Origin of the sequence: Frigoribacterium endophyticum, assembly GCF_011759585.1 — a bacterium.
Classification (GTDB): domain Bacteria; phylum Actinomycetota; class Actinomycetes; order Actinomycetales; family Microbacteriaceae; genus Frigoribacterium; species Frigoribacterium endophyticum.
This window is the reverse complement of record NZ_JAAOYV010000002.1, coordinates 739,909-766,734: the sequence shown is the minus strand read 5'-3', so window position 1 is coordinate 766,734 and position 26,826 is coordinate 739,909. Positions and strand designations below refer to the sequence as shown.

Annotated in this window: 25 protein-coding genes, 1 tRNA gene and 1 riboswitch; of the genes, 10 read left to right on the top strand and 16 right to left on the bottom strand. The window is 73.1% G+C overall.

Features of this window, described 5'->3' with window-relative positions:
* Nucleotide 1 precedes the first annotated feature (1 nt).
* The 3 genes from FHR77_RS10880 to FHR77_RS10870 form a co-directional block, all read right to left on the bottom strand.
* Nucleotides 2-394 (bottom strand): DUF202 domain-containing protein, encoded by a 393-nt coding sequence (locus tag FHR77_RS10880; RefSeq protein ID WP_167260243.1) that lies wholly within the window; start codon nt 392-394, stop codon nt 2-4.
* Between the two features lie 112 nt (nt 395-506).
* Nucleotides 507-869 carry a DUF202 domain-containing protein gene (locus tag FHR77_RS10875; protein ID WP_167260241.1) on the bottom strand — a complete coding sequence of 121 codons (363 nt, stop codon included), beginning with the start codon at nt 867-869 and terminating at the stop codon, nt 507-509.
* 135 nt (nt 870-1,004) lie between these two features.
* On the bottom strand, nt 1,005-1,388 hold the full coding sequence (locus FHR77_RS10870; protein ID WP_056057139.1) for a DUF2256 and DUF3253 domain-containing protein: 384 nt from the start codon (nt 1,386-1,388) through the stop codon (nt 1,005-1,007).
* Between the two features lie 424 nt (nt 1,389-1,812).
* On the opposite strand from FHR77_RS10870, the gene FHR77_RS10865 reads away from it, so the two are divergent.
* Nucleotides 1,813-3,117 carry an MFS transporter gene (locus FHR77_RS10865; RefSeq protein WP_167260238.1) on the top strand — a complete coding sequence of 435 codons (1,305 nt, stop codon included), beginning with the start codon at nt 1,813-1,815 and terminating at the stop codon, nt 3,115-3,117.
* Nucleotides 3,118-3,602: 485 nt separating this feature from the next.
* Nucleotides 3,603-4,256, top strand: coding sequence for a hypothetical protein (locus FHR77_RS10860; RefSeq protein ID WP_167260236.1), 654 nt, complete (start codon nt 3,603-3,605; stop codon nt 4,254-4,256).
* A 95-nt stretch (nt 4,257-4,351) separates the two neighbouring features.
* Here the strand turns inward: FHR77_RS10860 and FHR77_RS16645 are convergent, their stop codons facing one another.
* Together FHR77_RS16645 and FHR77_RS10850 are read right to left on the bottom strand one after the other, a co-directional pair.
* Entirely contained in the window at nt 4,352-5,629 is a 1,278-nt protein-coding gene (locus FHR77_RS16645) for a GDSL-type esterase/lipase family protein (protein WP_167260234.1), read from the bottom strand.
* Nucleotides 5,626-7,317, bottom strand: a complete 1,692-nt coding sequence (locus FHR77_RS10850; RefSeq protein WP_167260232.1) for an ABC-F family ATP-binding cassette domain-containing protein — start codon at nt 7,315-7,317, stop codon at nt 5,626-5,628. The genes FHR77_RS16645 and FHR77_RS10850 overlap by 4 nt, the downstream gene beginning before the upstream one ends.
* A 154-nt stretch (nt 7,318-7,471) precedes the next feature.
* Between FHR77_RS10850 and FHR77_RS10845 the strand changes: the two genes are divergently transcribed.
* Nucleotides 7,472-7,654 carry a PspC domain-containing protein gene (locus FHR77_RS10845; protein WP_167260230.1) on the top strand — a complete coding sequence of 61 codons (183 nt, stop codon included), beginning with the start codon at nt 7,472-7,474 and terminating at the stop codon, nt 7,652-7,654.
* A 57-nt stretch (nt 7,655-7,711) separates the two neighbouring features.
* Here FHR77_RS10845 and FHR77_RS10840 read toward each other — a convergent pair whose 3' ends face one another.
* Complete coding sequence (locus FHR77_RS10840; protein WP_341777328.1) at nt 7,712-8,176, bottom strand: DUF2017 domain-containing protein; 465 nt, start codon at nt 8,174-8,176, stop codon at nt 7,712-7,714.
* Entirely contained in the window at nt 8,173-8,475 is a 303-nt protein-coding gene (gene clpS / locus FHR77_RS10835) for an ATP-dependent Clp protease adapter ClpS (protein ID WP_056057109.1), read from the bottom strand. The genes FHR77_RS10840 and clpS overlap by 4 nt, the downstream gene beginning before the upstream one ends.
* A gap of 76 nt (nt 8,476-8,551) precedes the next feature.
* A riboswitch (ZMP/ZTP riboswitch) is annotated at nt 8,552-8,637 on the top strand.
* Nucleotides 8,638-8,700: 63 nt separating this feature from the next.
* Here clpS and glyA point away from each other — a divergent pair.
* Together glyA and FHR77_RS10825 are read left to right on the top strand one after the other, a co-directional pair.
* Nucleotides 8,701-9,975 carry a serine hydroxymethyltransferase gene (glyA, locus tag FHR77_RS10830; RefSeq protein WP_167260228.1) on the top strand — a complete coding sequence of 425 codons (1,275 nt, stop codon included), beginning with the start codon at nt 8,701-8,703 and terminating at the stop codon, nt 9,973-9,975.
* Between the two features lie 86 nt (nt 9,976-10,061).
* Nucleotides 10,062-10,955, top strand: a complete 894-nt coding sequence (locus FHR77_RS10825; protein ID WP_167261338.1) for a bifunctional methylenetetrahydrofolate dehydrogenase/methenyltetrahydrofolate cyclohydrolase — start codon at nt 10,062-10,064, stop codon at nt 10,953-10,955.
* A gap of 208 nt (nt 10,956-11,163) precedes the next feature.
* Here the strand turns inward: FHR77_RS10825 and galK are convergent, their stop codons facing one another.
* Together galK and galT are read right to left on the bottom strand one after the other, a co-directional pair.
* A complete protein-coding gene (gene galK, locus FHR77_RS10820) occupies nt 11,164-12,387 on the bottom strand; it encodes a galactokinase (RefSeq protein ID WP_167260226.1) in 1,224 nt (407 codons plus the stop codon).
* A complete protein-coding gene (gene galT / locus FHR77_RS10815) occupies nt 12,384-13,487 on the bottom strand; it encodes a galactose-1-phosphate uridylyltransferase (protein ID WP_167260224.1) in 1,104 nt (367 codons plus the stop codon). Before galT ends, galK begins: the two co-directional genes overlap by 4 nt.
* A 79-nt stretch (nt 13,488-13,566) precedes the next feature.
* Between galT and FHR77_RS10810 the strand changes: the two genes are divergently transcribed.
* Nucleotides 13,567-14,391, top strand: coding sequence for a DeoR/GlpR family DNA-binding transcription regulator (locus FHR77_RS10810; RefSeq protein ID WP_341777327.1), 825 nt, complete (start codon nt 13,567-13,569; stop codon nt 14,389-14,391).
* Complete coding sequence (locus FHR77_RS10805) at nt 14,388-15,320, top strand: aldose epimerase family protein (RefSeq protein ID WP_167260219.1); 933 nt, start codon at nt 14,388-14,390, stop codon at nt 15,318-15,320. The genes FHR77_RS10810 and FHR77_RS10805 overlap by 4 nt, the downstream gene beginning before the upstream one ends.
* A gap of 822 nt (nt 15,321-16,142) precedes the next feature.
* Here FHR77_RS10805 and FHR77_RS10800 read toward each other — a convergent pair.
* A tRNA-Lys gene (locus FHR77_RS10800) sits at nt 16,143-16,215 on the bottom strand.
* Between the two features lie 316 nt (nt 16,216-16,531).
* Here FHR77_RS10800 and FHR77_RS10795 point away from each other — a divergent pair.
* The 3 genes from FHR77_RS10795 (at nt 16,532) to FHR77_RS10785 (ending at nt 19,183) form a co-directional block, all read left to right on the top strand.
* Entirely contained in the window at nt 16,532-17,161 is a 630-nt protein-coding gene (locus tag FHR77_RS10795) for a DNA-directed RNA polymerase subunit beta (protein ID WP_167260216.1), read from the top strand.
* 535 nt (nt 17,162-17,696) lie between these two features.
* Complete coding sequence (locus FHR77_RS10790; protein WP_082514589.1) at nt 17,697-18,293, top strand: sigma-70 family RNA polymerase sigma factor; 597 nt, start codon at nt 17,697-17,699, stop codon at nt 18,291-18,293.
* The gene (locus FHR77_RS10785) at nt 18,290-19,183 is read left to right on the top strand and encodes an anti-sigma factor (protein WP_167260214.1); all 894 of its coding nucleotides are present in this window, start codon (nt 18,290-18,292) and stop codon (nt 19,181-19,183) included. The genes FHR77_RS10790 and FHR77_RS10785 overlap by 4 nt, the downstream gene beginning before the upstream one ends.
* A 108-nt stretch (nt 19,184-19,291) precedes the next feature.
* Here the strand turns inward: FHR77_RS10785 and pstB are convergent, their stop codons facing one another.
* From pstB to FHR77_RS10755, 6 genes are all read right to left on the bottom strand, one after another.
* The gene (gene pstB, locus FHR77_RS10780; protein WP_167260212.1) at nt 19,292-20,071 is read right to left on the bottom strand and encodes a phosphate ABC transporter ATP-binding protein PstB; all 780 of its coding nucleotides are present in this window, start codon (nt 20,069-20,071) and stop codon (nt 19,292-19,294) included.
* Nucleotides 20,072-20,100: 29 nt separating this feature from the next.
* The gene (gene pstA / locus FHR77_RS10775) at nt 20,101-21,201 is read right to left on the bottom strand and encodes a phosphate ABC transporter permease PstA (protein WP_167260210.1); all 1,101 of its coding nucleotides are present in this window, start codon (nt 21,199-21,201) and stop codon (nt 20,101-20,103) included.
* Nucleotides 21,201-22,163: a phosphate ABC transporter permease subunit PstC gene (pstC, locus tag FHR77_RS10770; RefSeq protein ID WP_167260208.1), complete on the bottom strand. Its 963-nt coding sequence runs from the start codon at nt 22,161-22,163 to the stop codon at nt 21,201-21,203. Before pstC ends, pstA begins: the two co-directional genes overlap by 1 nt.
* Nucleotides 22,164-22,317: 154 nt before the next feature.
* Entirely contained in the window at nt 22,318-23,415 is a 1,098-nt protein-coding gene (locus FHR77_RS10765; protein WP_167260206.1) for an extracellular solute-binding protein, read from the bottom strand.
* 271 nt (nt 23,416-23,686) lie between these two features.
* Entirely contained in the window at nt 23,687-24,628 is a 942-nt protein-coding gene (locus FHR77_RS16425) for an NUDIX hydrolase (RefSeq protein WP_167260204.1), read from the bottom strand.
* A complete protein-coding gene (locus FHR77_RS10755; protein WP_056057086.1) occupies nt 24,625-26,793 on the bottom strand; it encodes an RNA degradosome polyphosphate kinase in 2,169 nt (722 codons plus the stop codon). The genes FHR77_RS16425 and FHR77_RS10755 overlap by 4 nt, the downstream gene beginning before the upstream one ends.
* Nucleotides 26,794-26,826 lie beyond the last annotated feature (33 nt).

Here is a 26,826-nt window from a genome sequence, read left to right as displayed (position 1 = left end):
CTCAGCCCCGCCCGGCCCCCACGGCACCGCCCAGCGCCAGCGCGAGCGCCGCGACGCCCGCCGCGAACGTCAGCAGCGCGACCGCCGCCGGCAGCAGCCCGCCGCCGATCGGAGCACGGTCGTCCGCCCCGGAGGTGAGGAGGCGGTGCACCCTCCGGTACCGCCGGTGCGCTCCCACGAGCACCGTGACCGACGCCGCGACCCCGAGCCCGGCGACCGCGTACGTCACGCCGCCGTCGCCGAGCAGCAGGGGCAGCACGCGGAGCCCGACGAGCGACCCGACCAGGAGGGCGAGGGCCGTCCGCCGCCAGGCGAGCGCGGTGCGCTCGGGCTGGAGCCCGGGGTCGAACGGGCGGGCGGAGCAGTCGACCCGACCCGCGCCTCCCTCGCTCACGCCGCAGCCGACCTGCGCGCCGCCGCGCCCGTGCCCACCGCAGCCGACCCGTGCGGCGCCGCAGCCGACGTGCGCGGCGTCGCCACTCGGCACCTGCCAGCCACCGCCCGGGTCACGCGAGCACCACCGCGAGCAGCACGAGCGCCCCGGCCACCACGACGGCGACGCCGATCGGCAGGGCCAGCCGAGCCGAGGGCAGCGGGCGGCCGAGACGCAGCGCGCGCTCCGCCTGGGCCCAGCCGAACCAGGCCTGCACGGGGGTGGCCACGCCGGCGGCGATGAGCACGAGCGAGGCGGCCAGCCGGAGGTGCGGCTCGAGGCCCAGCCCGAGCGCCTCGAGGGCGACGCCGCCGGCGAGCAGGGCGAGGGCGGTGCGGATCCACGCGAGGAAGGTGCGTTCGTTGGCCAGCGTGAAGCGGGCGTCGGGCTCGCTGCCCACGCCGTAGACGGACGAGGGGAAGCGGCGCGCGGTCACCCCCTCACGCTACTGCGGGCGGCCCCGAGGGGCGACGAACCACTTCGTCGCACGGGAACCACGCCGCGGCGTGGTTCCGGTGCGAGGACGTGGTGCCTGACGCGGCGACGAGCCCGCCCACGCCGCGTGCAGGCGTCAGCCGCGGTGGCGACGGATGCGGATCGGCCCCTTCGCCGTCGACGGGTCGACGACCGACCCGCCCTGGGTGATGTCGACCTCGCCCGCGGCGACCAGGCGGCGGGCGGCGCGGCGCACCGGCTCCATCAGGTCGCGCCAGGCGGCCTCGTCGTCGGGAGCGATCGACCGGGCGACGTCGGAGGGGCAGATGGTGGAGGCGGCGGCCCGGCTGGCGAGGAGCGACCGGATGCGCTCCTCCAGCTCCCGGTCGAGCGCCGACACCTTGCGCTTACGGCACGCGTCGCTGCAGTACGCGACCTCGTCCCAGTTCGCGGCCCACTTCTTGCGCCACTCGATGCGGCGGCCGCACGAGCGGCAGGTCTTCTCGTCGTGCTCGGGCATGGCCCCATGCTGCTCCCCGCCTCCGTGAGCCGCCCGAGCACCGAGCCCCCGCCCAGCGCCTCCGCGCCTCAGTTCTTCCGCGCCGCCGCTCCTCCTCTCCTCCTCTCCTCCTCTCCTCTCAAATCTGAGAGAGATCAGCCGCTCGATGACGAGAACAGGCGGGAGGCGCGGGGCCGATCGCCGGATCACTCGCGTCTTCCTCCGCCCACCTCCGCGAACGCGCCCGCCGCGCCCGTGCCTCGGACGTGCCCGCCGCACCCGAGCTCCGCACCCTGGCGCCTCGCGGCCGCGTCGCGTACCCTCGACGGTGGTCGTGCGTCACGCGCGGCCCCGGGCGTGCACGACAGCGCGCAGTCGGGATCACCATCCTCCCCGTGCACCACGGGTCGAGAGAACGGCGCCCGCCGACTGACCGAGACCCTCCATGACCCTCGCACCTCCGCGTCCCCCGCGCCTCCCGGCCGGTGACGGACGCTCCACCCGCTTCCCCCTCGCCGGCCTGCTCGCGCTCGCCGTGGCGACCTTCCTCTCCATCTCCGGCGAGATGCTGCCGACGGGCCTGCTGCCCGAGATGAGCAGCGAGCTCGGCGTGACCGAGTCGGCCATCGGCCTGCTCGTCAGCGTCTTCGCGTTCACGGTCGTGCTCACCAGTACGACCCTCACGCACCTCACGCGCCGCCTGCCGCGGCACCTGCTCGTCGTCGGCCTGATCGCCGTGCTCGCGGTGAGCGCCGCGCTCACCGCGATCGCGCCGAGCTACGAGCTGGTCGTGGCGTCGCGCATCCTCGGCGGCCTCGCGCACGGCATGTTCTGGGCGATCGGCGGCGCCTACGCGGCGCACCTCGTGCCGCGTGAGCAGGTGGGCCGCGCGCTCGCCGTCGCCATGAGCGGCGGCACCCTCGCCTTCGTGCTGGGCGTGCCGCTCGGCACGGCGCTCGGCCAGGCCCTCGGCTGGCGAGCGGCGTTCGGCGTGCTCGCGGGAGCCATGGCGCTCGGCGCGCTGCTCGTCTGGCGGCTGCTGCCGCCGGTGCCCGCCCCCGACCCGAGCACCGTCACCGGGGCGGTGCCGACCATCGACGCGGCCGACTCGACGGCCGCAGCCTCCGCCTCCGCGACCACGCCGTCGGCGAAGACCGCGGCACGCCGCCGCATGCCCGCGCCGTCGGTGCTCGGCATCGTCTTCAGCTGCGTCGTGACCGCCGTCTTCATGGTCGGCCACTACTCGTTCTTCACCTACATCGCGCCGTACCTGGTGCGCTCGACCGGCATCGAGGAGTCGCAGCTCAGCCTCGCGCTCTTCGCGTTCGGCATCGCGGGCGGAGTCGGCCTGCTGCTCGTCGGGTGGTTCCTCGGCAAGCGCCCGCGCATCACCATCCCGGTCGGCATGGCCGTGGTCGTCGTCGCCGTGCTCGCGATGGTGGCGCTGGAGGGGCAGCCCGGCCCGTCGCTCGTCGCGTTCGTCGTCTGGGGCGTCACGTTCGGGGCCCTGCCGCCGCTGTTCCAGACGAAGATGCTGCAGGTCTCCCCGTCGCGCCTCCGCGACATCGCGAGCGCGTTCTACACGACCGGCTTCAACGCCGGCATCGGCGGCGGTGCCTTGATCGGCGCCCTCGTGCTCGACGGAGCCGGTCTCGACGTGCTCCCGCTGCTCTACGTGGTCGTCGCCGCGGTGATGCTCGTCGTCGTGCTGGTCACCGACGCCGTCCTGATGCGGCGCTCGCCGCGCTGACGCACGTCGGGCTCCTGCCGGACGACAGAGGCGCGGCGCCGGTACGCGACGGAGGCGCGGTGCCGGACACGACGGAGGCACGGCCGGACACGACGGAGGCGCGGTGCCGGGACTGCAGCCAGGTCGCGCTCGACGCGCCCCTGCTCCGGTGCCGGCACCGCGCCTCCCTCAGGTGACGGGTCGCCCGTGGCGTCGGTCAGCGACGGCGCGTGCTGCCGCCCTTGCCGGTCGAGCCGCCCTTGCCGGTGCGCTTCTGGACCTGGCGGATGATGATCGGGATGAGCAGGGGGGCGAGGCGGCGGAGCAGCGAGGCCATGAGGGTCTCCTTCGTGGTGGTCGTGGGCGGTCGACGGTACCCGCCGTCGCCGGGAGCCGTCCGGCCGGGCGCGCTACGCGGCCAGCGGCCGGCGGCCAGCGGACGCCCCGCCGCGTAGGGTGGCCCGGTCCGGCGACGACGAGCGTCGCCGGCGACAGCAGGGGGACCCATGACCACGACGACTTCGAGGGCGGCGCTGACCGCCCTCACCACCGGGGCCCTCGCGCTCGAACTGCTGCTCACCGGCTGCACGGCCGGGGGAGACGACTCGGGCGACGTGAGCGGCGGCAGCAGCGAGGGCAGCGGCGACAGCAGCAGCAGCAGCGACAGCGCGGGCGGCTCCGACGGCTCGGCCCCGGAGGCCGAGGCTCCCGAGAGCGGCACGCTCACCTCCTTCGCCTCGTGCGACGAGGTCGGCACCGCGCTCGGCGGGGCGATCGACGGGCTCGAGCTGCAGGAGGGCGGCAGCACCAGCGCCTCCAGCGTCCAGTGCATCTGGTCGACGCCGGGCGTCGAGCCCCAGGAGGGCTCGGCGATCATCGCCCTCGCCAGCGCCCAGGAGCTCGACGCCGCGGCCATCGACGAGCAGGTCTCGCAGATCACCGCGTCCGAGGGCACCGAGTCCGTCGACGACGGCCTCGCCTCGGCGGTCGGCGGCCGCGCCTTCGTGTCGACGATCGACCAGGCCGACGTGCCCACCACGCAGGCGAGCGTCATCACGCCGCACGGCCTCGTCATCGTCGGCTCGACCGCCGCCGGCGAGGGCGACGAGCCGCTCTCGACCGACGACACGCTCGCGCTGACGTACGCCCTGCTCGACTAGCCGGGCCGCCGACGGGACCACGACCTCGCCCGGGGCCATGCTGTGGCCTGGTCCCGCGGCGAGGGCGTGCCTCTCGTGCGGCTCGACGGCGCTGCTCAGCCCCGCGCGAGCGTCGCGGTCAGGTAGTCGGCCAGCACGCGCTGCCCCGCGTCGTTCGGGTGGAGCCCGTCGGCCGACAGCAGCGAGCCGAGGTCGGTGACCCCCGATCCGGCCAGGGCCTCGTCGATCGTCACGCGCGCGGCGCCCGTCTGCCGGGCGACCTCCTCGACGGCGCTCCGGTAGTCGGCGGCGGGGCCGTTCCACGCCGAGGCGACGCTGAGCGCCGGCGTGAACTCGTCCACGATCAGCACCGAGGGTGCCGAGTCGAGGCCCTGCAGCCCCTCGATCAGCGTGGTGTAGCCGGTCGCGAGGTCGTCGGGGCTCGTCGTCACGGCGTCGTTGGCGCCCAGCGTGACGGTGACGAGGTCGGGCTGAGCCGCCCCGGCCGCCGCGAGGAACCCGTCGAGGTCGTCGGTGAACGTCGACACCGTCGCGCCCGACCGTGCTGAGTCGTACAGGGTGACGCCGCGCCCGCGGTCTCCGTCGAACTGGGCCAGGCCCTGCAGCACCACGCTCGCCGGGGCGTCGTCGGCGACGGAGATCGTGACGACGTGCGGCCCGGACGCGAGCCCCGTGACCTCGGTCACGCCGACCGCGCCGGAGGCATCCGAGCCGTCCGAGGCATCCGCGCCGCTCGAGCCGCCCGAGCCGCCGGCCGCCGTGTCCACCACCACCTCCGCCTGCGCGTCGACGCGGTACGAGAACGCCCCCTCGCCCGGCGTCCACCAGAGGTCGAGGTCGGTGCCGACCGTGTCGTAGCGGAGGCTGGAGCCCGCCTCGAGCTCGACGGCGCGGTGCCCCAGGTCGGCCACGTCGGAGACCGCCGTGGTGCGGCCGTCGCGGGCGGTGGCCCACTGCGCCCAGGGGGAGTCGGGGCCGTACGTCGCGAAGGCGGCCGGGCGGTAGCCGACCCCGCCCGCGACTCCCTCGACCGGGTGCGCCGCCCGCAGCCCGTCCCGCGTGAGGTCGACCCAGCGGGTGCCGAGCGACGAGGCGCCCTGCCCCTCGGTGATCGAGTCGCCCACGGCGAGCCAGCGGGCCGGCTCGTCGTCGACGGCGGCCAGGGCCGCGTCCCAGGTCGCCCAGGCGTCGGCCGAGGAGGACCCGGAGGCCCCCGACGGGCCCGTGGCGCTCGGCGCGGGTGAGCTCGCCGAGCCCGACGTCTCCGCGGCGGGCGCCGTCTCGCCCGTGGTGCACGCCGTCAGCCCGAGGCCGAGCAGCCCCAGGCCCGCGACGAGGCCGAGGCGCGAGAGGAGTCGCGGTGCGGCCCTCACGACTCGGTCACCCTGCCGCCCTCGACCCGCCAGTGCCGGTCGAGGCGGACCGTCTCGAGCATCCGGCGGTCGTGGGTCACGAGGAGGAGCGTGCCCTCGTACGTCTCGAGCGCCTGCTCGAGCTGCTCGATGGCCGCGAGGTCGAGGTGGTTGGTGGGCTCGTCGAGCACGAGCACGTTGACGCCGCGGGCCTGCAGCAGCGCGAGGCCCGCTCGGGTGCGCTCGCCGGGCGAGAGCTCGTCGACCGGGCGCGACACGTGGTCGGCCTTGAGCCCGAACTTGGCGAGCAGCGTGCGGACCTCGGCCTGGGGCCAGTCGGGCACGAGCGCCTCGAAGGCCTCGGCCAGCGGCACGGTGCCGGCGAGCTGCGCGCGGGCCTGGTCGATCTCGCCGACGGCGACGCTCGTGCCGGTGCTCGCGCCGCCCTCGGTCGGCGCCTGCCGCCCGAGGAGGCCGCGCAGCAGCGTCGACTTGCCGGCGCCGTTGGGCCCGGTGATGCCGATGCGGTCGCCGCCCGCCACCTGCAGCGACACCGGCCCGAGCACGAACTCGCCCGTCTCGGGGTCGCCCTGGCGGAACACCGCGCCGCTGAGCGTCGACACGACCGCGCTCGACCGCGGCGCCGAGCCGATGGTGAACTCGAGCTGCCACTCCTTGCGGGGCTCGTCGACCTCGTCGAGCCGGGCGATGCGGCTCTCCATCTGACGCACCTTCTGCGCCTGCTTCTCGCTCGACTCGGCCGACGCCTTGCGACGGATCTTGTCGTTGTCGGGCGCCTTCTTCATCGCGTTGCGCACGCCCTGGCTCGACCACTCGCGCTGGGTGCGGGCCCGGCCGACGAGGTCGGCCTTCTTGTCGGCGAACTCGTCGTACGCCTCGCGGGCGTGACGCCGCGCGGTCTCGCGCTCCTCCAGGTACGAGTCGTAGCCGCCGCCGAAGACCCGGTTCGACGACTGGGCGAGGTCGAGCTCGAGCACCTTCGTGACGCACCGGCCGAGGAACTCGCGGTCGTGGCTGACCAGCACGATGCCGCCGCGCTGCCCCTCGACGAAGCGCTCGAGCCGCTCGAGGCCGTCGAGGTCGAGATCGTTGGTGGGCTCGTCGAGCAGGGCGACGTCGAAGCGGCTGAGCAGCAGCGCCGCGAGGCCCACGCGGGCGGCCTGGCCGCCGCTCAGCGCGGTCATCAGCGACGCGGGGCCGACCGCGCCGTCGCCGTCGCTGTCGAGCCCGAGGTCGGCGAGCACCTGGGGGAGGCGGTCGTCGAGGTCGGCCGCCCCGCTCGCGAGCCAGCGGTCGAGAGCCGTCGAGTACACGTCGGCCGGGTCGAGCCCGTCGGCGCGCGGTGCCGCGTCGACCTCGCCGAGGGCCGCGGCGGCGGCGTCCATCTCGGCGGTGGCCTGCGTGCTGCCGGTGCGGCGCCCGATGTACCCGGCGACCGTCTCGCCCGGCACGCGCTCGTGCTCCTGCGGCAGCCAGCCGACGAAGGCGTCGCCCGGGCTGAGGGTGACGCTGCCGGCCTGCGGCTCGTCGACGCCCGCGAGGAGGCGCAGCAGCGTCGACTTGCCGGCCCCGTTCACGCCCACCACGCCGACGACGTCGCCCGGCGCGACCGTGAGGTCGAGGTCGTCGAACAGCGTGCGGTGCCCGTGGCCGCCGGCGAGGCCCTTGGCCACGAGTGATGCGCTCATCCCCCCATCATCCCAGGCCGGAGGGCGAGCCCCGAGGTCGGGGCCGGGTCGGGCGTGCTCCTCGGGACGGCCACGCCCTGGGGAGGGACGAGCCTCGGCCGAGGAGTCGCCGACGCTCGGGCACGCCCCAGCCTCGGCTGGCACGCTGGGGCGCATGGCCACCCTCACTCGTCCCCGCCGCGGCAAGATGATCGCGGGCGTCTGCGCTGCCCTGGCGAACCGCTTCGGGCTCAGCCCGTTCCTCGTCCGCGTGATCTTCGTCGCGTCGCTGCTGCTCCCCGGCCCCCAGGTGCTGCTCTACGTGGTGCTGTGGGTGCTCTTCCCCAAGGAGCGCTAGCGGCCCGGGCCCGTTGCGCCAGGCCCGTCGCCGACGCGGTCGGCAGGGCCCGGCCCGTCAGCCCGTCAGCGCCTGGACGAGGCTCTCCTGCAGGTAGCCCAGCCAGTCGAACACGTCGTGCATCACCAGCAGCTGCGGGTCGTCCGTCGGCGCCGGCCCATCGTCGGTGACGCCGAGGCGGCTGCCGAGCACCAGCCGCAGGTCGGTCAGCGTGCGCAGCCACGACTGCTGCGCGGCCTCGTCGAGCCGCGAGGTCGGCGGCGGGCCGAGGTCGTCGAGCACCCGTCGGGCGTTCGCGACCTTGCGGGCGGTCAGGTCGTCGGCGGTGAACCTGCGGAACTCGGCCGCCGCCTCCTCGTCGTCCGGGTACGCGGAGGGCAGGAGGCGCGCCACGGCCGGGTCGCCGGGGTCGCCGCCCTCGAGCACGCTCACGAGCTGCGCGACGAGGTCGGCCAGCAGGGCACGTTCGTGGTCCGGCAGCGTGAGCTCCATGCCGTCCCGGCCGCGACGGAAAGGGATCACTCGTCGGCCTTCGAGACGGTCGCCCAGAGGCCGAAGTCGTGCATCGCCTCGACGTGCCGCTCCATCTCCTCGCGCGGGCCGGTGGCGACGACGGCCCTGCCGGTGGTGTGCACCTGCATCATCAGCCGCTCCGACTCGCGGGCCGAGTAGCCGAAGTAGCTGCGGAAGACGTAGCTCACGTACGACATCAGGTTGACCGGGTCGTCCCAGACCAGCGTGACCCACGGGCGGTCGGGCGCGACGAGGAGGCGCGGGTCGGTCTCGGTGCCGACGCGCGTGTCGTCCAGGGTCTGCGTCACGCCCCCAGCGTGCCACGCCGCGGCGGTCCGCACGACCGCCTCCGCGCCTCCCGCGCCCCTGCCCGCGGAGGTATGCTCGACGGGTCGCGACTGGCGTTCAGATGGTCGACCATCGGGGAGCGACGCACACACGGTACGTGGCCGTACGCCTGGGCCACCACGCCACCTGAAGAACCGGCACCTCGTGCCGCCCTCGTCCCGTGACCGTGTAGAGAGAGCCCTGCCATGACCCCCCAGAAGACGCCCTCGACCTTCAACGCCCCGCTCAGCGAGGTCGACCCCGAGATCGCCGCGGTGCTCGAGCAGGAGCTCGGCCGTCAGCGTGACTACCTCGAGATGATCGCCTCCGAGAACTTCGTGCCGCGGGCCGTGCTCGAGTCGCAGGGCTCGGTGCTGACGAACAAGTACGCCGAGGGCTACCCGGGGCGTCGCTACTACGGCGGCTGCGAGTTCGTCGACGTCGCCGAGAACCTCGCCATCGAGCGGGCCAAGACGCTGTTCGGCGCCGACTTCGCCAACGTCCAGCCGCACTCGGGCGCCCAGGCCAACGCCGCCGTGCTCTCGGCCATCGCCAGCATCGGCGACACCATCCTCGGCCTCGAGCTCGCCCACGGCGGCCACCTGACCCACGGCATGAAGCTCAACTTCTCCGGCAAGATGTACAAGGCCGTGGCCTACGAGGTCGACCCCGAGACGTACCTCATCGACATGGAGACCGTGCGTCGCCAGGCGCTCGAGCACAAGCCGAAGGTCATCATCGCCGGCTGGTCGGCCTACCCGCGCCAGCTCGACTTCGCGGCCTTCCGCGCCATCGCCGACGAGGTCGGCGCGTACCTCTGGGTCGACATGGCGCACTTCGCCGGCCTCGTCGCCGCGGGCCTGCACCCGTCGCCGCTGCCCCACGCCCACGTCGTCTCGTCGACGGTGCACAAGACCCTCGCCGGCCCGCGCTCGGGCGTGATCCTGTCGAACCACGAGCCGCTCTTCAAGAAGCTCAACTCCGCGGTCTTCCCCGGCCAGCAGGGCGGCCCGCTGATGCACGTCATCGCGGCCAAGGCCACGGCCTTCAAGCTCGCGGCCGAGCCCGAGTTCAAGGACCGCCAGGAGCGCACCATCCGCGGCGCCCAGCTCCTCGCCGCCCGCCTCACCGCGCCCGACGCGAAGGCGGCCGGCATCGACGTGCTCACCGGCGGCACCGACGTGCACCTCGTGCTCGTCGACCTGCGCGCCAGCGAGGTCGACGGCAAGCAGGCGGAGGACCTCCTGCACCAGGTCGGCATCACCGTCAACCGGAACTCCGTCCCGTGGGATCCTCGCCCGCCGATGGTCACCTCGGGCGTCCGGATCGGCACGCCGGCGCTCGCGACCCGCGGCTTCGACGACGCGGAGTTCGCCGAGGTCGCCGACGTCATCGCCCTGGCGCTGATGCCCGAGCCCGACATCGAGGCCCTCGCGGCGCGCGTGAAGGCGCTCACCGACGCGTTCCCGCTCTACGCGTGAGCGCCGGCGTCGGGCCGGGAGCCGCGGTCGACGCGGCACCCGGCGCTCCCGCGACGGCACCCGTCGACCCCGCTGACCGCCCGCTCATCGCGGGGCCGGGCAGCGCGGTGAAGATCGACGGCACGGCCCTCGCGGCCGCCGTCAAGGCCGACCTGCGCGTCCGGGTCGACGCGCTGCGCGCCCGAGGCGTGGTGCCCGGGCTCGGCACGATCCTCGTGGGGGCCAACCCCGGGTCGCTGTCGTACGTGGCCGGCAAGCACCGCGACTGCGCGGAGGTCGGCATCGAGTCCATCCGCCTCGACCTGCCCGACACGGCCAGCGAGGCGGAGATCCGCGCGGCGATCGAGACGATGAACGTCGACCCCGCCGTCACCGCCTTCATCATCCAGCTGCCGCTGCCCGTCGGCATCGACCCGACGGCGATGCTCGAGCTGATGGACCCGGCGAAGGACGCCGACGGCCTCCACCCCGTCAACCTCGGCGAGCTCGTGCTCGCCGTGCCCGGCGGCAAGGGCTCGATCGACACGCCCCTGCCGTGCACGCCGCGCGGCATCGTCGAGATGCTGCGCGCCTACGACGTGCCGATCGCGGGCCGTCACGTGACGATCATCGGCCAGGGCCTCACCGTCGGGCGGCCGCTCGGCCTGCTGCTCACCCGCCTCGAGGCGACGGCCACCCTCACGCACTCGCGCACGGTCGACGTCGCAGCCGAGGTGCGCCGCGCCGACATCGTCGTCGCGGCGGCCGGCGTGGCCGGGCTGGTGCAGCCCGACTGGGTCGCCCCGGGGGCGACCGTGATCGACGTGGGCATCACGCGCGTGTTCGTCGAGGAGACGGGCAAGTACAAGCTGCGGGGCGACGTCGACCCGGCGGTCGCGCAGGTCGCGGGTGCCCTGTCGCCGGTGCCCGGCGGCGTCGGCCCGATGACCCGGGCGATGCTGCTCAAGAACGTCGTGGAGGCCGCCGAGCGCGACGCGTGACGCGTGACGCGGCCGCGACTGCGGCTGCGGCTGCGGCCGCTGGCCTAGATCCGCGCCGACCGCGGGCGAGTACGACGAAGGCGGGCCACCACGGTGGCCCGCCTTCGTCGTACTCGCCCGTGATCGAGAGTGCCGTCGGCACCGGCTGATGTCGCTGGCACCGGCCGGCACCGGCCGACTGGCCCGGCCCGGCCGCGGCCCGGCGCGCCTAGCTCTCGCGGCGCGCGCCCTCGGCGGGGTGCACGGTGAAGATCGTCGGGGCGGTGTAGCCCGCCTCGGCGAAGGCCGCCGTGACGGCGTCGGCCACGGCGTCGCGCTGGTCGCTCGGCACGAGGGCGATGGCCGACCCGCCGAAGCCGCCGCCCGTCATCCGGGCCCCGACCGCGCCGGAGCGCTGGGCGGTCGCGACCGCGAGGTCGAGCTGAGGCACCGAGATCTCGAAGTCGTCGCGCATCGACACGTGCGAGGCGTCGAGCAGGGCGCCGATCGCCGCCGGGCCCTCGGTGCGCAGCGTGCGCACGGTGTCGAGCACGCGCTGGTTCTCGGTGACGACGTGCCGCACGCGCCGGTAGGTGTCGTCGTCGAGCACGTCGGAGGCGCGCGGCAGGTCGTCGACGTCGAGGTCGCGCAGCGAGGTGACGCCGAGCGCCTCCGCCCCGCGCTCGCACGACGCCCGGCGGTCGACGTACCCGCCGGTCGCGTGGGCGTGCTCGACGTGGGTGTCGACCACGAGGATCTCGAGCCCGGCGGCGGCGAAGCCCAGGTCGACGACGTCGGCCTCGAGGCTGCGGCAGTCGAGGAAGACCGCGGAGTCGGCACGGCCGAGCAGCGACGCCGACTGGTCCATGATGCCGGTGGGCGCGCCCACCGCGTCGTTCTCGGCGAGCTGGCCGACGGCGGCGAGCGTGGGGCGGTTCACCTCGAGCGACCAGAGCTCGGTGACGGCGACGGCCACGGAGCACTCGAGGGCAGCCGACGACGAGAGGCCCGCGCCGATGGGCACGTCGGACTCGACGAAGACGTCGAGGCCGGACGCCGCCGACAGGTCGATCGACGACAGGTCGCCGCCGGCCGCCGTGAAGGCGGGGGAGTCGGCGTGCTGCGGGGCGACCGAGAGGGCCCAGGCGATGCCGAAGACGTAGGCCGACCAGCCCGACATGGCCGAGGGGTCGAGCGCGTCGAGCGAGATCTCGTGGACGCCCTCGTCGAAGGTGCTCGCGACGCGGAGGAGGCGGTCGTCGCGACGGCCGACCGTGACGACGGTCCGCTTGTCGATCGCGAACGGCAGCACGAAGCCGTCGTTGTAGTCGGTGTGCTCGCCGATGAGGTTCACCCGGCCGGGCGCCGACCACGTGCCGGCCACGGGGGAGTCGAAGACGGAGGCGTAGCTGCGGGCCTGACCCGTGCCTCCCGGGGTGTCGGTGGTGGTCATGCGCGCGTCATCGCCTCTCTCAGTCGGTCGGCCTGGGCCTCGGGCACGAGGTCGCCCACCCAGGCTCCCATCGCGGCCTCGGAGCCGGCCAGGAACTTCAGCCTCGTCTCGGCCCGGCGGGGCGAGGTGATCTGCAGCATGAGCCGCACGGTGTCGCGGCCGACCGAGACCGGCGCCTGGTGCCAGGCGGCGATGTAGGGCGTCTCGTCGCCGTAGAGCGCGTCGAGGCCGCGCAGCAGCGTCTTGTACATGACCGCGAGCTCGTCACGTTCGTCGCTCGTGAGGCCGGCGAAGTCGGGCACGTGGCGGTGCGGCAGCAGGTGGATCTCGATGGGCCAGCGCGCCGCGAACGGCACGAAGGCGGTGAAGTGCTCGCCGGCGAGCACGACGCGGGGCCCCTGGCGCTCGCTCTCGAGCAGGTCGTGGAAGAGGTCGGGGCCGTAGGCCTCGATGCTCCGCAGCAGCAACGCGGTCCGCGGGGTGACGTAGGGGTAGGCGTAGATCTGGCCGTGGGGGTGGTGCAGGGTCACGCCGATGGCCTGGCCGCGGTTCTCGAACGGGAAGACCTGCTCGACGCCGGGCAGCGCGCTGAGCGCCTCGGTGCGGTGCGCCCAGGCCTCGACCACCGTGCGGGCGCGCGAGTCGCTGAGGGTCGCGAACGAGCCGACGGTGTCGGGGCTGAAGCAGACGACCTCGCAGCGGCCGACGCTGCGGCGCACGCGGCCGAGGCCGACCTCGGCGAGGTCGTCGAGCCCGGCGGGGGCCTCGGGGTCGGTCAGCGCGGGGCCGAACGACGGTGAGCGGTTCTCGAACACGGCGACGTCGTAAACGTCGGGGATCTCGCTGGGGTTCGTCTCGCTGGCGGGCGCGAGCGGGTCGAGCTCGGCCGGGGGGAGGAAGACGCGGTTCTGGCGCGACGCCGCGATCGACACCCAGTCGCCGGTGAGTGGATCCTGTCGCATCGAGGCGGTCTCGGGCCGCGGGTCGAGCACGCGCGCGTCGACGCGGCGCTCGCTGCCGAGCGTCGTGTCGGCGTCGTCGAACCAGATCAGCTCGCGACCGTCGGCCAGGGTCGACGTGCGGACGGCGATGGGTGCCATTGTCCCTCCTCGGGGTCGGCGCTCCCACGACTGCAGCCTGCATTTGCGAAAGCAGGTGAAAGCATACGAAGATGACCCCGTGAACGCCAAATCCGCCGAACAGCCCCTCCCGGGCGAGCGGCGGCGCGACCGCATCGCCGACCTCGTCGGCCGCCGGGGCTTCGTCCGCACCGCCGAGCTCGCCCGCGAGTTCCGGCTCTCCGAGGTCACCATCCGCACCGACCTCGAGAGCCTCGCCGCCGACGGCCTCGTCTCGCGCGTGCACGGCGGCGCGCTCTCGGTCGACCGCCCGGTGGTCGAGCGCCCCTTCGAGGAGGAGAGCGCGGTCGGCATCGACGCCAAGCACGCGATCGGCGTGCGGGCCGCGGCCCTGGTGCGGTCGGGCGACTGCGTCGTGCTCGACGTCGGCACGACGACCACGCAGATCGCGCTGGCGCTGCTCGAGCGGCACGAGCTCGAGGGCGTCGTCGTCGTGACCAACAGCCTGACGATCGCCCTCGCCCTCGAGCAGGCGGTGCCGCGCTTCACGGTGATCGTCTCGGGCGGAACGCTCCGGCCCCTCCAGCACTCCCTGGTCAACCCGCTCGCGACCACGGTCTTCTCGGCGATCACGGCCGACATCGCCTTCATCGGCTGCACCGGGGTGCACCCCGACCACGGCGTCACGAACGTCAACCTGCCCGAGACCGACCTCAAGCGGCTCATGACGACGACGTCACGACGTAGCTACATCGTCGCCGACGGGAGCAAGCTGGGGGAGGCGCACCTCGGCGTCATCGGCCCCCTCGACGTGTTCGAGGGGCTCGTGACCGCCGGGGCCGACGAGCACCGGGTCACCGCCCTGCGCGCCGCGGGCCTGACCGTGGCCGAGGCCGACCACGACGACGAGAGAGGACGACCGTGACGAGCTCACCCACCGGAGACCAGCTGCACCTGCGCCGAGAGGTCGACGGCCGCGTCGTCGAGGCCGTGGTGACCTCCGTCGCCGCCGGCCTGCGGTCGCTGACCGTCGACGGCCGCGCGCTGACCGAGACCTTCCCCGACACGGTCGTGCCGCCGTCGGCGTGCGGCATCACGCTCTTCCCGTGGCCGAACCGCGTCGACGGCGGCCGCTGGTCGCTCGACGGCGAGGCGCAGCAGCTCGACATCACCGAGCCGTCGAAGGGCAACGCCAGCCACGGCCTGCTGCGCTACACCAGCTACCGCCTCGTCGAGCGCGACGAGCACGCGGTCACCCAGGCGGCGACGGTCTACCCGCAGCACGGCTGGCCGTTGCAGCTCGACCTGACGGTGCGGCACGAGCTCGTCGCCGACGGGCTGCGGGTCAGCTACGAGGTCGAGAACGTCGGCGCGCGGCCGGCGCCGTTCGCGGTGGGGGCTCACCCCTTCCTCCGCGTGGGCGACGTCGACGTGGCCGACCTCACCGTGTCGCTCGACGCGGCGACGCGCTTCGTCGTCGACGAGCGCGGCGTCCCCACCGGCACCGAGCCGGTCGAGGGCACCGCCTACGACCTCCGCGGCGCGCCGGTGGTCGGCGACCTCGACCTCGACACCCCCTACCGTGACGTCGCACCGGGCGACGACGGCGTCCGCCGCACCCGCCTGACGGCTCCTGACGGCACGGCGACCGAGCTCTGGCAGGACGCCTCGTTCGGCTACGTGCAGGTGTTCACCCCGCGCAACTTCCCCCGCGACGGCGTCCTCGGCCTGGCCGTGGCCGCCGAGCCGATGACGGCGCCGCCGAACGCCCTCGCGACCGGCGAGGGGCTCCTCCGCCTCGAGCCGGGCGAGCGCTGGTCGGGCTCCTGGGGCATCCGCCACGTCGCGGGCTGACCGGGCGTCGGGCGTGGGGGCGGCAGCCGGGCCGACCCGCGCCTCCGCCTGGCCCTGTCCGGAGGCGCGGGTCGGGTGACCAGCAAATTGTCCTAATTGCGCAAGTTGCTGGGAATCCTTCTGCGGCGGGGGCGAATCGGGGTAGCGTGTCGACTCGTTCCGGCTGGTTACCGGACGAACGCCGTCGACGTAGACGCAGGCCGCTCTTTTCCTGATCCGAATGGCGTCCTGCATCGTCGGCGCACGTGCCCCCGCCCGCGCACCGCGCTCGGCGGGGGCACGCCTCTTCCTCCCCGGGGCCCTGCTCGGCGGCGCTCCGGCATGCCCTGGTGGCGCCTCCGTCGAGCCCCGGTCGGGCATCGTCCCCGTGCGAGGGGCACTCGGAATGGGGGACGCGGGGTCGCTCCCGCCGATGGTTTGATCGATCTCGGGTAAGCGACAGGAGATCCTCTCGGATCCCGCGCGAGGTGGCCCGATTCGGGTCGGGCCACCTGAACCCCTCCGGGTTCGCCAGGGCGACGCCCCGCACCGGAGAACCGCTGGTCATGCACCAAGTCGGCACCGGCCCGGCAGAGACCACCCGGGTGGTGTCCCCCGGAACGGCCCTGAGATGGTGAGATCCCCTCCCGTCGTGCCGCGAGATGGCGTACGCTCGTCGGGTACCGGGCGGTGACCAGACGCCCGGTGTCGGGGGCAGGATTCGGGTCCGCGCCCCTGCGGTGGGGCCGCCACGTAGGGGTACGTGATGACGGCCCCACCCTCGCACGTCGGAGGCCCTCCCCGAGTCGGGGAGGGCCTCCTGTGCGTCACGCGCGTGCGTCGTGGGCCCCGTGGGGCTCGAACCCACGACCCGCGGATTAAAAGTCCGATGCTCTACCAACTGAGCTAGAGGCCCCTGCGCGCTCAACGATACGGGATGCCGCGCGTCCTCGGCGGCCGGCCCGCGCCTCCCCGACTGTGTCGTCGGAAAGCGAGAGGGATCCGGCCGAGGGGGACCGTTCCAGGGCGCTGTTCTCGTGTCTCGTGGTCGATCTCTCTCAAATTTGAGAGAACAGGGTGAGCTGAGAGGGGCGGAGGGCCCCGAGAAGTCCGGAGGGGCCGAGGTGGCCCGACCGGCATCGACCCGCGCCTCCCCGGCTCCCGCTCCGCCCTCAGCGAAGCGGCGGCGCCCGCCCGCACGTCGCCCGGCGACCGCGCCTAAGCTCTGCCTGATGCCTCGCGAATTCCACCGTCCCACCCAGTTCTCCGGCGCCCAGTTCGAGGCGTACCAGGGCGGCGACGACCCGGCGACGCTGAACCGGGTCGCCCACGAGTCGGCCGCGGCCCTCGTCGCGCGGGTGAAGGACGACCCGAGCCCCGAGATCCTCGACCGCCTGGTCAGCTACACCGACCTGCACGGCATCGACGCGGTCGCCGAGCTCTGGGCGCACGCCGCCGCGCACACGCTGCCGGGGGCGCTCTGGCGCATCTACCTCGTCCGCGCCGTCATCCGGCAGGCGCCCGACGAGGTCGCCCTGCTCTTCGACCGCGGCGTGACGGCCTCGTCGACCATCGACCCGATCGTCGCGGGAGCACCGGCCCCGGCCAGCCCGGAGGAGGTCGTCGAGCTCGCCGACCTCATCCTCCGCGGCGTCTTCGTGGGCGACTTCGCCCTCGCCCTCGAGCGGGGTGCGGCGTTCTGCCGGCTCGCCGCCGCGGGCGCCACGAGCGTCGCCGACGACCAGGACTCGATCGGCTCCGACCTCGCCACGACCCTCACCCGACGGGCGCTCCGCTTCTCCGAGCTCGCCGTCGACCTCACCGCCTGTGCCGCGCTCTGGCGCGACGGCGGCCTCGCGTAGCCACCGCGGCAGGGCGGACCAGCGCAGCAGACCCGCGCCGCGGCGCGGTCCAGCACGACCGCCCAGGAGGCGCGCCGCCGTTCGCACCCGGCGAACCCTGTGACGAGCCCCGGCTCGGGCGGCTAAACTCGTTCAGGTCGGGCCGCAGTAACCCCGGGCTCCAAATTCAGCCGCTTCGAGCGGACTCGCGCCGAGAGGCGTTCCTGCGGTCCGGCACCCTCGTCCTCCGGGCACGCCCCGTCGAGGCCCACGCGCCTCCCGGCGAGGCCCCCGCTCCGCGACCGTCGTCGTGCATCTCTCGTCCACCGGGCGAAACTCGCCCAATCCGGGTGCTCCCCGGTGCCGAACCATTGACGTGAGGGATCGTGCAGATCCTCCGCCCGACACGGCCCCCTACGGCCCGCCGGGCGGGCTGCTCCCTCCGCGGGTCCGGGCCTCATCGCCATCCCAGACGGCCTCGCGGAGGGGCGGTCCCACACCGTCATGATCCCGTGACGGACCCGAGCGACCAGGGGATCGAGGTGAGACCTGACATATGCTGAAACTCGTGACCCGTGAAACCGAGACTCCGGAGGACGATCTCCGGCCGTCGACTCCCGACGAGCTGCTGACCAGGGTCGCCGGCGGAGACCAGCTCGCGTTCGCCGAGCTCTACGACCAGACCGCACCGCGTGTGCTGGGGCTCGTCAAGCGCCTCCTGAAGGACCACGCGCAGAGCGAGGAGGTCACCCAGGAGGTGTTCCTCGAGATCTGGCAGACGGCCACCCGGTTCGACACCGCCCGGGGCAGCGCCTCGAGCTGGATGCTCACCATGGCCCACCGCCGCGCCGTCGACCGGGTCCGTGCCTCGCAGGCCGGCCGTGACCGCGACCTGCGCATCGGGGTCCGAGACCTCGACACCGACTTCGACTCGGTCACCGAGTCGGTCGAGATCCGCATCGAGCACGAGCGGGTCGAACGCGCCCTGGGGCGCCTCACCGAACTCCAGCGCCAGGCCGTCCGGCTGGCGTACTACGGCGGCTACAGCCACAGCGAGGTGGCCGCGATGCTGGGGGTGCCGATCGGCACCGTCAAGACGAGACTGCGCGACGGCATGATCCGCCTGCGCGACGAGATGGGGGTGGCCTCGTGACCGACCACGACGAGCCCACGGGCACCGACCGACAGCCCGGCGACGACGAGACGGCGGCCCTCGCGGGCAGCTACGTCCTCAACGCGCTGAGCGACGACGAACGACACGACTTCGAGGCTCTGATGAGCCGCTCCGAGACCACCAGGAAGGAGGTGACCGGCATGAGCGAGACCGTCCTGCTGCTCGCCCACGCGGCGACGCCGGTCGCCCCCTCGGCGGCCCTCCGCTCCAGCGTCCTCGACGCGATCCGCACCCTGCCGCAGCTCCCGGCGCAGCAGGCCTCGGTCGCCCCCGACACCGCAGGAGGCGCGGGTGACGACCACGAGGTCGCTCCCGTCCGCCGGTCGGTGCCCGAGATGGAGCCCTCCGAGTCCGAGACCGCGGGCCGCCTCCTCGAGGCGACCGGCCCGGCTCGTGCCCGCTGGTTCACCCGCCCCGTGGCGGTGCTCGGCGTGGCCGCAGCGGCCGCAGCCCTGTTCTTCGGCGGCGGCGCCGTCCTCCAGCAGGTCTCCGGCCCCGGGCAGGGCACCGAGTCCACCGCGTCGGCCCTCGACGAGATCTACGCGGCGAAGGACTTCCAGCGCTCCGTGGCCGACGTCAGCACCGGCGGCACCGCGACCCTGGTGTGGTCGGAGGACCTCAAGCGCTCGGCGGTCGTCTTCGACGGCCTCACCTCGCTGCCCGGCGACCAGACGTACGAGCTCTGGTACATCGACGAGGCCCGCGGAGCCGTGCCGGCCGGCACGTTCGACACGGCCTCCGACTCCACGGTCACCCAGGTGCTCAAGGGCGAGATGACGCCCGGGGCCACCATCGGCCTCACGGTCGAGCCGGCGGGCGGCTCCGACGCCCCGACCAGCGAGCCGATCATGGCGGTCAGCAGCGCGTAGGCGCCCGCCGCGGCGACGCGACCCTGCCACAGCACGACGGAGGCGGCCCACCAGATCGGTGGACCGCCTCCGTCGTCGCAGGGTCGGCCCCTGCGGGCCGGGCGTCGATCAGCCGAAGCGGCCGGAGACGTAGTCCTCGGTGGCCTGGACGCTGGGCTTCGAGAACATCGTCGCGGTGTCGTCGTACTCGATGAGCTTGCCGGGCTTGCCGGTGCCGGCGATGTTGAAGAAGGCGGTCTTGTCGCTGACGCGGCTCGCCTGCTGCATGTTGTGGGTCACGATGACGATCGTGTACTCCTGCTTGAGCTCCTCGATGAGGTCCTCGATGGCGAGGGTCGAGATCGGGTCGAGGGCCGAGCAGGGCTCGTCCATCAGCACGACGTCGGGGGAGACCGCGATCGCGCGGGCGATGCAGAGACGCTGCTGCTGACCGCCGGAGAGGCCGGAGCCGGGCTTGTCGAGGCGGTCCTTGACCTCGTTCCAGAGGTTGGCGCCCTGGAGCGACTTCTCGACGAGGGAGTCCTGGTCGCCCTTCGAGAGGCGTCGGTTGTTCAGCTTGACGCCGGCGAGCACGTTGTCGCGGATGCTCATGGTGGGGAAGGGGTTCGGTCGCTGGAAGACCATGCCGACCTGACGGCGGACGAGCACCGGGTCGACGCCGGGGCTGTAGAGGTCGTTGCCGTCGATGAGCACCTCGCCCTCGACGTACGCGCCGGGGATGACCTCGTGCATGCGGTTGAGCGTGCGGAGGAAGGTCGACTTGCCGCAGCCGGAGGGGCCGATGAAGGCCGTGACCGTGCGGGGCTCGATGGTGATGTTGACGTCCTCCACGGCCTTGAACTTGCCGTAGTAGACGTTGAGGTCGTTGACCTCGATGCGCTTGGACATGCTGTTCCTTCGGGGAGGGGTGGAGGCCGTCAGCGGCCGAGCTTGGGGGCGAAGACGCGGGCGATGAGCCGGGCCAGGAGGTTGAGCGCCATCACGATGAGGATGAGCAGGAGAGCCGAGGTCCAGGCGCGGTCGATGTAGGCGGCCGCGTCGGTGCCCTGGCTGACGTACGAGCTGTAGGCGAACACCGGCAGCGACTGCATGCGGCCGTCGAACAGGTCGTAGTTCATGCTCGCCGTGAAGCCGGCCGTGATGAGCAACGGCGCGGTCTCTCCGATGACGCGGGCGATGGCGAGCATGACGCCCGTCGTGATGCCGGCGATCGAGGTCGGCAGCACGACCTTGAGGATGGTGAGCCACTTCGGCACCCCGAGGGCGTACGCCGCCTCGCGGAGCTCGTTCGGGACGAGCTTGAGCATCTCCTCCGTGCTCCGGACCACGACCGGGATCATCAGCACGGCCAGGGCGACCGAGCCGGCCGCGCCCATGCGGACGCCCTCGCCGAAGAAGATCACGAAGAGCGCGTAGGCGAAGAGGCCGGCGACGATCGACGGGATGCCCGTCATGACGTCGACGAAGAACGTGATGGCCCGGGCGAGCCGGCCACGGCCGTACTCGACCAGGTAGATCGCGGTGAGGAGGCCGATGGGCACGGAGATCACCGCGGCGAGGCCCGTGATGAGGAGCGTGCCGGTGAGGGCGTGCAGCCCGCCGCCGCCCGCGCCGACGACGTTGCGCATCGACATGGCGAAGAAGTCGGCGTCGAACCTGTTGGCACCGGAGGTCACGACCGTGACCAGCACCGACACCAGCGGCACCAGGGCGATGATGAACGCGGCGCTGACGGCCGTCGTGACGACCCTGTCCTTCGCGCGGCGGACGCCCTCGACCTGCAGGGCGACGACGAAGACGAGGACGGCGTAGAGCACGGTGCCGAGGATGATGGCCGTGACCCAGTTGAAGCCGTCGGTGACGCCTCCGGCCTGGAGCAGGGCGAAGACGACGCCCATGACGACCCAGCTGCCGAGCAGGATGGCGAGGGGCGCCATCTTGGGGAGGCGGCCCGTCGTGAGCGCGTTGACGGTGCGGTTCGCCGGCCGGACCGGGCGGGGGGAGGTGGTGGTGACCATCAGTTCGCTCCCGAGAAGGCCTTGCGGCGGTTGATGACGACGCGGGCGATCGAGTTGACGATCAGCGTGATGACGAAGAGCACGAGGCCCGTGGCGATGAGGGTGTTGATGCCGATGTCGTGCGCCTCGGGGAAGCGCAGCGCGATGTTCGCCGCGATCGTGGAGGAGTTCGTCGAGGTGAGGATCGCCGGGTTGATGACGAGCGCGGGCGACAGCACCAGCGCGACGGCCATCGTCTCGCCGAGCGCTCGACCGAGGCCGAGCATCGAGGCCGAGATGACGCCGGGGCGCCCGAACGGGAGGACGGCGACCTGGATCATCTCCCAGCGCGTCGCTCCGAGGGCCAGCGCGGCCTCCTCGTGCAGCGTCGGCGTCTGGAGGAAGACCTCGCGGCTGAGGGCGGTGATGATCGGCAGGATCATCACGGCGAGCACGACGGAGGCGGTGAGCAGCGTGCGGCCCGTGCCCGAGACCGGCCCCGCGAAGAGCGGGACCCAGCCGAAGGTGTCGACGAGCCAGGAGTAGAACGGCTGGATCGCGGGGGCGAGGACGATGCTGCCCCAGAGGCCGAAGACGACCGACGGCACGGCGGCCAGGAGGTCGATCACGTAGCCGAGGCTCTGTGCGAGCCGACGGGGGGCGTAGTGCGAGATGAAGAGCGCGATCCCGACGGCGACCGGGAGGGCCATCAGGAGGGCGAGCGCGGCCGCGTAGACGGTGCCGAAGGCCAGCGGGCCGACGTACTGCCAGAACGAGTCGGGGAAGCCGGAGAGCGAGATGTCGGCCGGGTCGGCGGTGAGCGCGGGGATGCTCTGCACGATGAGGAAGAGGGCGACGGCGGCGAGGATCGCGAGGATCAGCCCGCCGGCGACCACGGTGCTGCCGGAGAAGATGCGGTCGGCCGGGCGCCGTGGTGCTCGGGGCGGGCCGACCTTCGTGGCGGTCGATGCGGGGGCGGTCATCGGACGAGGTCCTCCGGGTGGGTGCTCGGTCTGGGGTGGTGCTCGGGTGGCCGTGCTGGGGCGGCACGGAGGGTGGGGCCGGGCGGTGCGTGCCCTGTCAGGGCGACGGCCCGGGACCGCACGTCGTGCGGTCCCGGGCCCGGTGGAGCGGGTGCTACTTGATCAGCTCGATGGCCGCGGCGACCTTGCTGGAGAGGTCGCTCGAGATGGGAGCGGAGCCGGCGGCGTCCGCCGCGACCTGCTGGCCCTCCTCGCTGGTGACGTACGAGAGGTACGACTTGACGATCTCGCCCTTGGCGGCGTCCTCGTAGGACTCGCACGCGATCAGGTAGCTGACCAGGACGATCGGGTAGACGCCGGCCTCGTCGGAGGTGCGGTCGAGCTCGATGGCGAGGTCGCCCTCGCCACGGCCCTCCTCGGCGGGGGAGGCGTCGACGATGGCGGCGGCGGCCTCGGCCGAGTACTCGACGAACTCGTCGCCGACCTTGACCTTGGCGACGCCCAGGTCACCGGCGCGCGAGGCGTCGGCGTAGCCGATGGTGCCGGTGCCGTTGGTGACCGCGTCGATCATGCCGGAGGTCTGGTTGGCGCCCTCGCCGCTGTCGAGCGGCCACACGCCGTCGGCCTCGGCCGTCCACACGTCGGGAGCGGTGGCGTGCAGGTAGTCGGTGAAGTTCTCGGTGGTGCCCGAGTCGTCCGAGCGGTGGACGGGCGTGATGGCCGTGCTCGGCAGGTCGGCGTCGGGGTTGTCGGCCTTGATCTCCTCGGCGTCCCACGAGGTGATCGAGCCGTTGAAGATGCCGGCGATGGTGGCGGGCGACAGGTTCAGCTCGTCGACGCCGTCCAGGTTGAAGATGACGGCGATGGGCGAGACGTAGGCGGGCAGCTCGACGATGTCGGTGTCGGGCGTGCAGCCGGCGAAGGTGCTGCCGGAGATCTCGTCGGCCTTGAAGGCGCGGTCCGAGCCCGCGAAGTCCGCAGCGCCGGAGATGAAGCTCTCACGGCCGCCGCCCGAGCCCTGGGGGTCGTAGTTGACGGTCACGTCGGGGTTCGAGGTCTGGAAGCCCGCGACCCACGACTCCTGCGCGCTCTGCTGCGAGCTCGCGCCGATGCCGGAGATGGTGCCCGAGAGGTCCGAGGCGCTGGCGGTGTCGCCGGCCTCCGCGCCGCCCTCGTTGCTGGCGCAGGACGCGAGGAGCAGGGTGCCGACCGCGGCGATCGTGAAGATGCTGCCGGTGCGCTTGAAGTTCACAGAGGTTCCTTTGTGGGATGTGTTGGCTGTGTGTGCGGGCCAGGTGCCGACCCGTGCGTGACGCTACGTCCGGCAGTTGACCACGGTCGTCTGCCTCGGTGAACGGGAGGTTAACGAGGCGGGAACATCGGCCGGGGGTCCGGCCCGCCTCCGGCGACCCGACGCCCGTCCCGTCGCGACCGTCCGTCGACGACGGAGCCCCCGGGGCCACCGCCTCGACGGCGGCCCCGGGGGCTCGGCACCGACCCGCGGGCCGGGGTGGGGGGCGGCCTCAGCCCACCGGCCCGTGGGTCTCGACGGCGACGAGGGCGCCGCCCTCGACGGAGACGTGCAGCACCGTGAACTCGGCGGGGCTCAGCGAGGAGGCGCGGCGCAGGTCGAGCCGCTCGCCCCCCTTCGTGCTCGTGGCGATCTGACGCAGCAGCTCCGGCAGCACCGGGGCGTGCGTGCAGAACACCGCCGGCACCCTCTTCTTGAGCCTCTTCGCGACGACCCCGACGACGTCGTCGTCGTGGCGCTCGAAGGCGTCCTGGCTGAGCGAGTCGGTCTGCTTGACGCCCACGTGGGTCAGGGCGGAGAGCGGCTCGAGGGTCGCGAGGCAGCGGGCCGCGGTGCTGCTGATGAGCCGCTGCGGGGCCCACGCGGCGATGGCGGGGGCGATCGTCTTGGCCTGCCGGCGCCCCTGCGGCAGCAGCGGGCGGGTCGCGTCGGAGCCGCTCCACTCGGCCGGCGACGTGGTCTTGGCGTGGCGCAGCGCCACGAGGGCGAAGGTGCGCGCCGCCCCGCGCTCGACGCGGTCGGCGAACCGGTCGAGCACCTCGGCGTCGCGCTCGTAGGTGAGGGCGGCCCGCGCCTCGGCGAGAGGCACCCAGCGGATCGCGGCGACCTCGCTGTTGGGCACGAACGTGCCCGCGGCGGCGAACGACTCGTCGGTGACCTCGGCGGCCCAGTAGTGCACGACCTTGTCGCGCCCGCCGGGCATCACGTACTCGGCCGTGCCGAGCGGCGCCCCGAGCGAGACGCGGTAGCCGGTCTCTTCGTGGATCTCGCGCACCGCGGTCTGCGGCGTCGACTCGCCGGGGTCGACCTTGCCCTTCGGCAACGAGACGTCGCCGTGGTGGTCGCGGTGGATGAGCAGCACGCGCACGGCGCCCCCGACGTACCGGAAGCACACGGCGCCCGCCGCGACGACCGTCGTGGAGGCCACCGTCACCGGCTGCTCTTCTTCCGCTGCGTGATCATCTTCATCAGCGAATTCTGCATGTCGACGAGCGGCTTGTCCGCCTCGTCGCGGGCGTGGCGCGTCCAGGTGCCGTCGGCGGCGAGCCACCACGAGGCGGTCTCGTCGCTCATCGCGCGCTCGAACAGCGAGCCGACCTCGTCGAGGTGGTCGGGCTGGGTGAGGCGCACGAGCGCCTCCACCCGACGGTCGAGGTTGCGGTGCATCATGTCGGCGCTGCCGATGAAGACCTGCGGGTCGCCGTCGTTCGCGAACCAGAAGAGCCGCGAGTGCTCGAGGTAGCGCCCGAGGATCGAGCGCACCCGGATGGTCTCGCTGAGCCCGGGCTGCCCGGGCTTGATGGTGCAGATGCCGCGCACCCACACGTCGACCGGCACGCCGGCCTGGCTGGCGCGGTAGAGGGCGTCGATGATCTGCTCGTCGACGATCGAGTTGATCTTGATGCGGATGCCGGAGGCGCGGCCCGCCTGGGCGTGCTCGATCTCGGTCTGGATCTGCTTGAGCAGCCCGCGCCGCAGGTAGCGGGGAGCGACGAGCAGGCGCTTGAACTTCTTCTCGATGGCGTAGCCGGAGAGCTCGTTGAAGAGCCGCGTCAGGTCCTTCCCGACCTGGTCGTCGGCGGTGAAGAGGCCCATGTCTTCGTAGATGCGGCTCGTCTTCGGGTTGTAGTTGCCCGTGCCGATGTGCGTGTAGTGCTTCAGCGTGCCCTTCTCCTGGCGGATCACCAGGGCGAGCTTGCAGTGGGTCTTGAGCCCGACCAGTCCGTAGACGACGTGCACGCCGGCCTTCTCGAGCTTGCGGGCCCAGGTGATGTTGTTCTGCTCGTCGAAGCGCGCCTTCACTTCGACGAGGGCCAGCACCTGCTTGCCGGCCTCGGCCGCGTCGATCAGCGCCTCGATGATGGGGCTGTCGCCGCTCGTGCGGTAGAGGGTCTGCTTGATGGCGAGCACGTTCGGGTCGGCCGCGGCCTGCTCCAGGAAGGCCTGGACGCTCGTCGCGAACGACTCGTAGGGGTGGTGCACGAGGATGTCGCGGCGCGCGATGCTCGCGAACATGTCGGGCTTCATGTTCGGCTCGGTCGGCTGCAGCTGGACGGCCGTCGTGGGCAGGTGCTTGGGGTACTTGAGGTCGGGCCGCGGCATCTTCGTGATCTCGAAGAGGCCCGCGAGGTCGAGCGGCGCCGGCAGGCGGTAGACCTCCTGGTCGGTGACGTCGAGCTCGCGCACGAGCAGCTCGAGCGTGACCGGGTCCATGTCGTCGGTGATCTCGAGGCGGATCGGCGGGCCGAAGCGACGGCGGAGCAGCTCGCGCTCGAGCGCCTGGATGAGGTTCTCCGACTCGTCCTCGTCGACCTCGACGTCCTCGTTGCGGGTCACGCGGAAGACGTGGTGCTCGACGACCTCCATGCCGGGGAAGAGGTCTTGCAGGTGGTTCGCGATCAGGTCTTCCAGGGGGATGAACCGCACGCGACCGCTGTCGTTGTCGGGCAGCTGCACGAAGCGCGGCAGCATCTGCGGCACCTTGAGGCGCGCGAACTCCTGGCGCATCGTCTTGGGGTTGCGCACCCGCACCGAGAGGTTGAGCGAGAGGCCCGAGATGTACGGGAAGGGGTGGGCCGGGTCGACGGCGAGCGGCATCAGCACGGGGAAGATCTGCTCGGTGAAGATCTCGCGCATGCGCACCCGGTCGGCCTCCTCGAGGTCGGACCAGTTCTCGATGTGGATGCCGGCGTCGTCGAGGGCAGGCCGCACGAGGTCGAGGAAGGCCCGAGCGTGCCGCTCCTGCAGGTCGTGCGCCGCCGCGCTGATGTCGGCGAGCACCTCGTTCGGGCCACGGCCGACGTTGGTCGGCACGGCGAGGCCGGTGGCGATGCGGCGCTTGAGGCCGGCCACGCGGACCATGAAGAACTCGTCGAGGTTGCTCGCGAAGATGGCGAGGAAATTCGCCCGCTCGAGCAGCGGCGTCGACGGGTCCTCGGCGAGCTCGAGCACGCGCTGGTTGAACGCGAGCCAGCTCAGCTCGCGGTCGAGGTACCGCTCGGCGGGCAGCGTGCCCTCCTCGAAGCTGACGATCTCGTCGAAGTCGTCGAGGAAATCAGGGGTGACGCCGGCGCCGTCGACGCGTGGTTCGCTGTCCATGCCCCCCATCGTGCCACCCGCGGTGACCGGTCG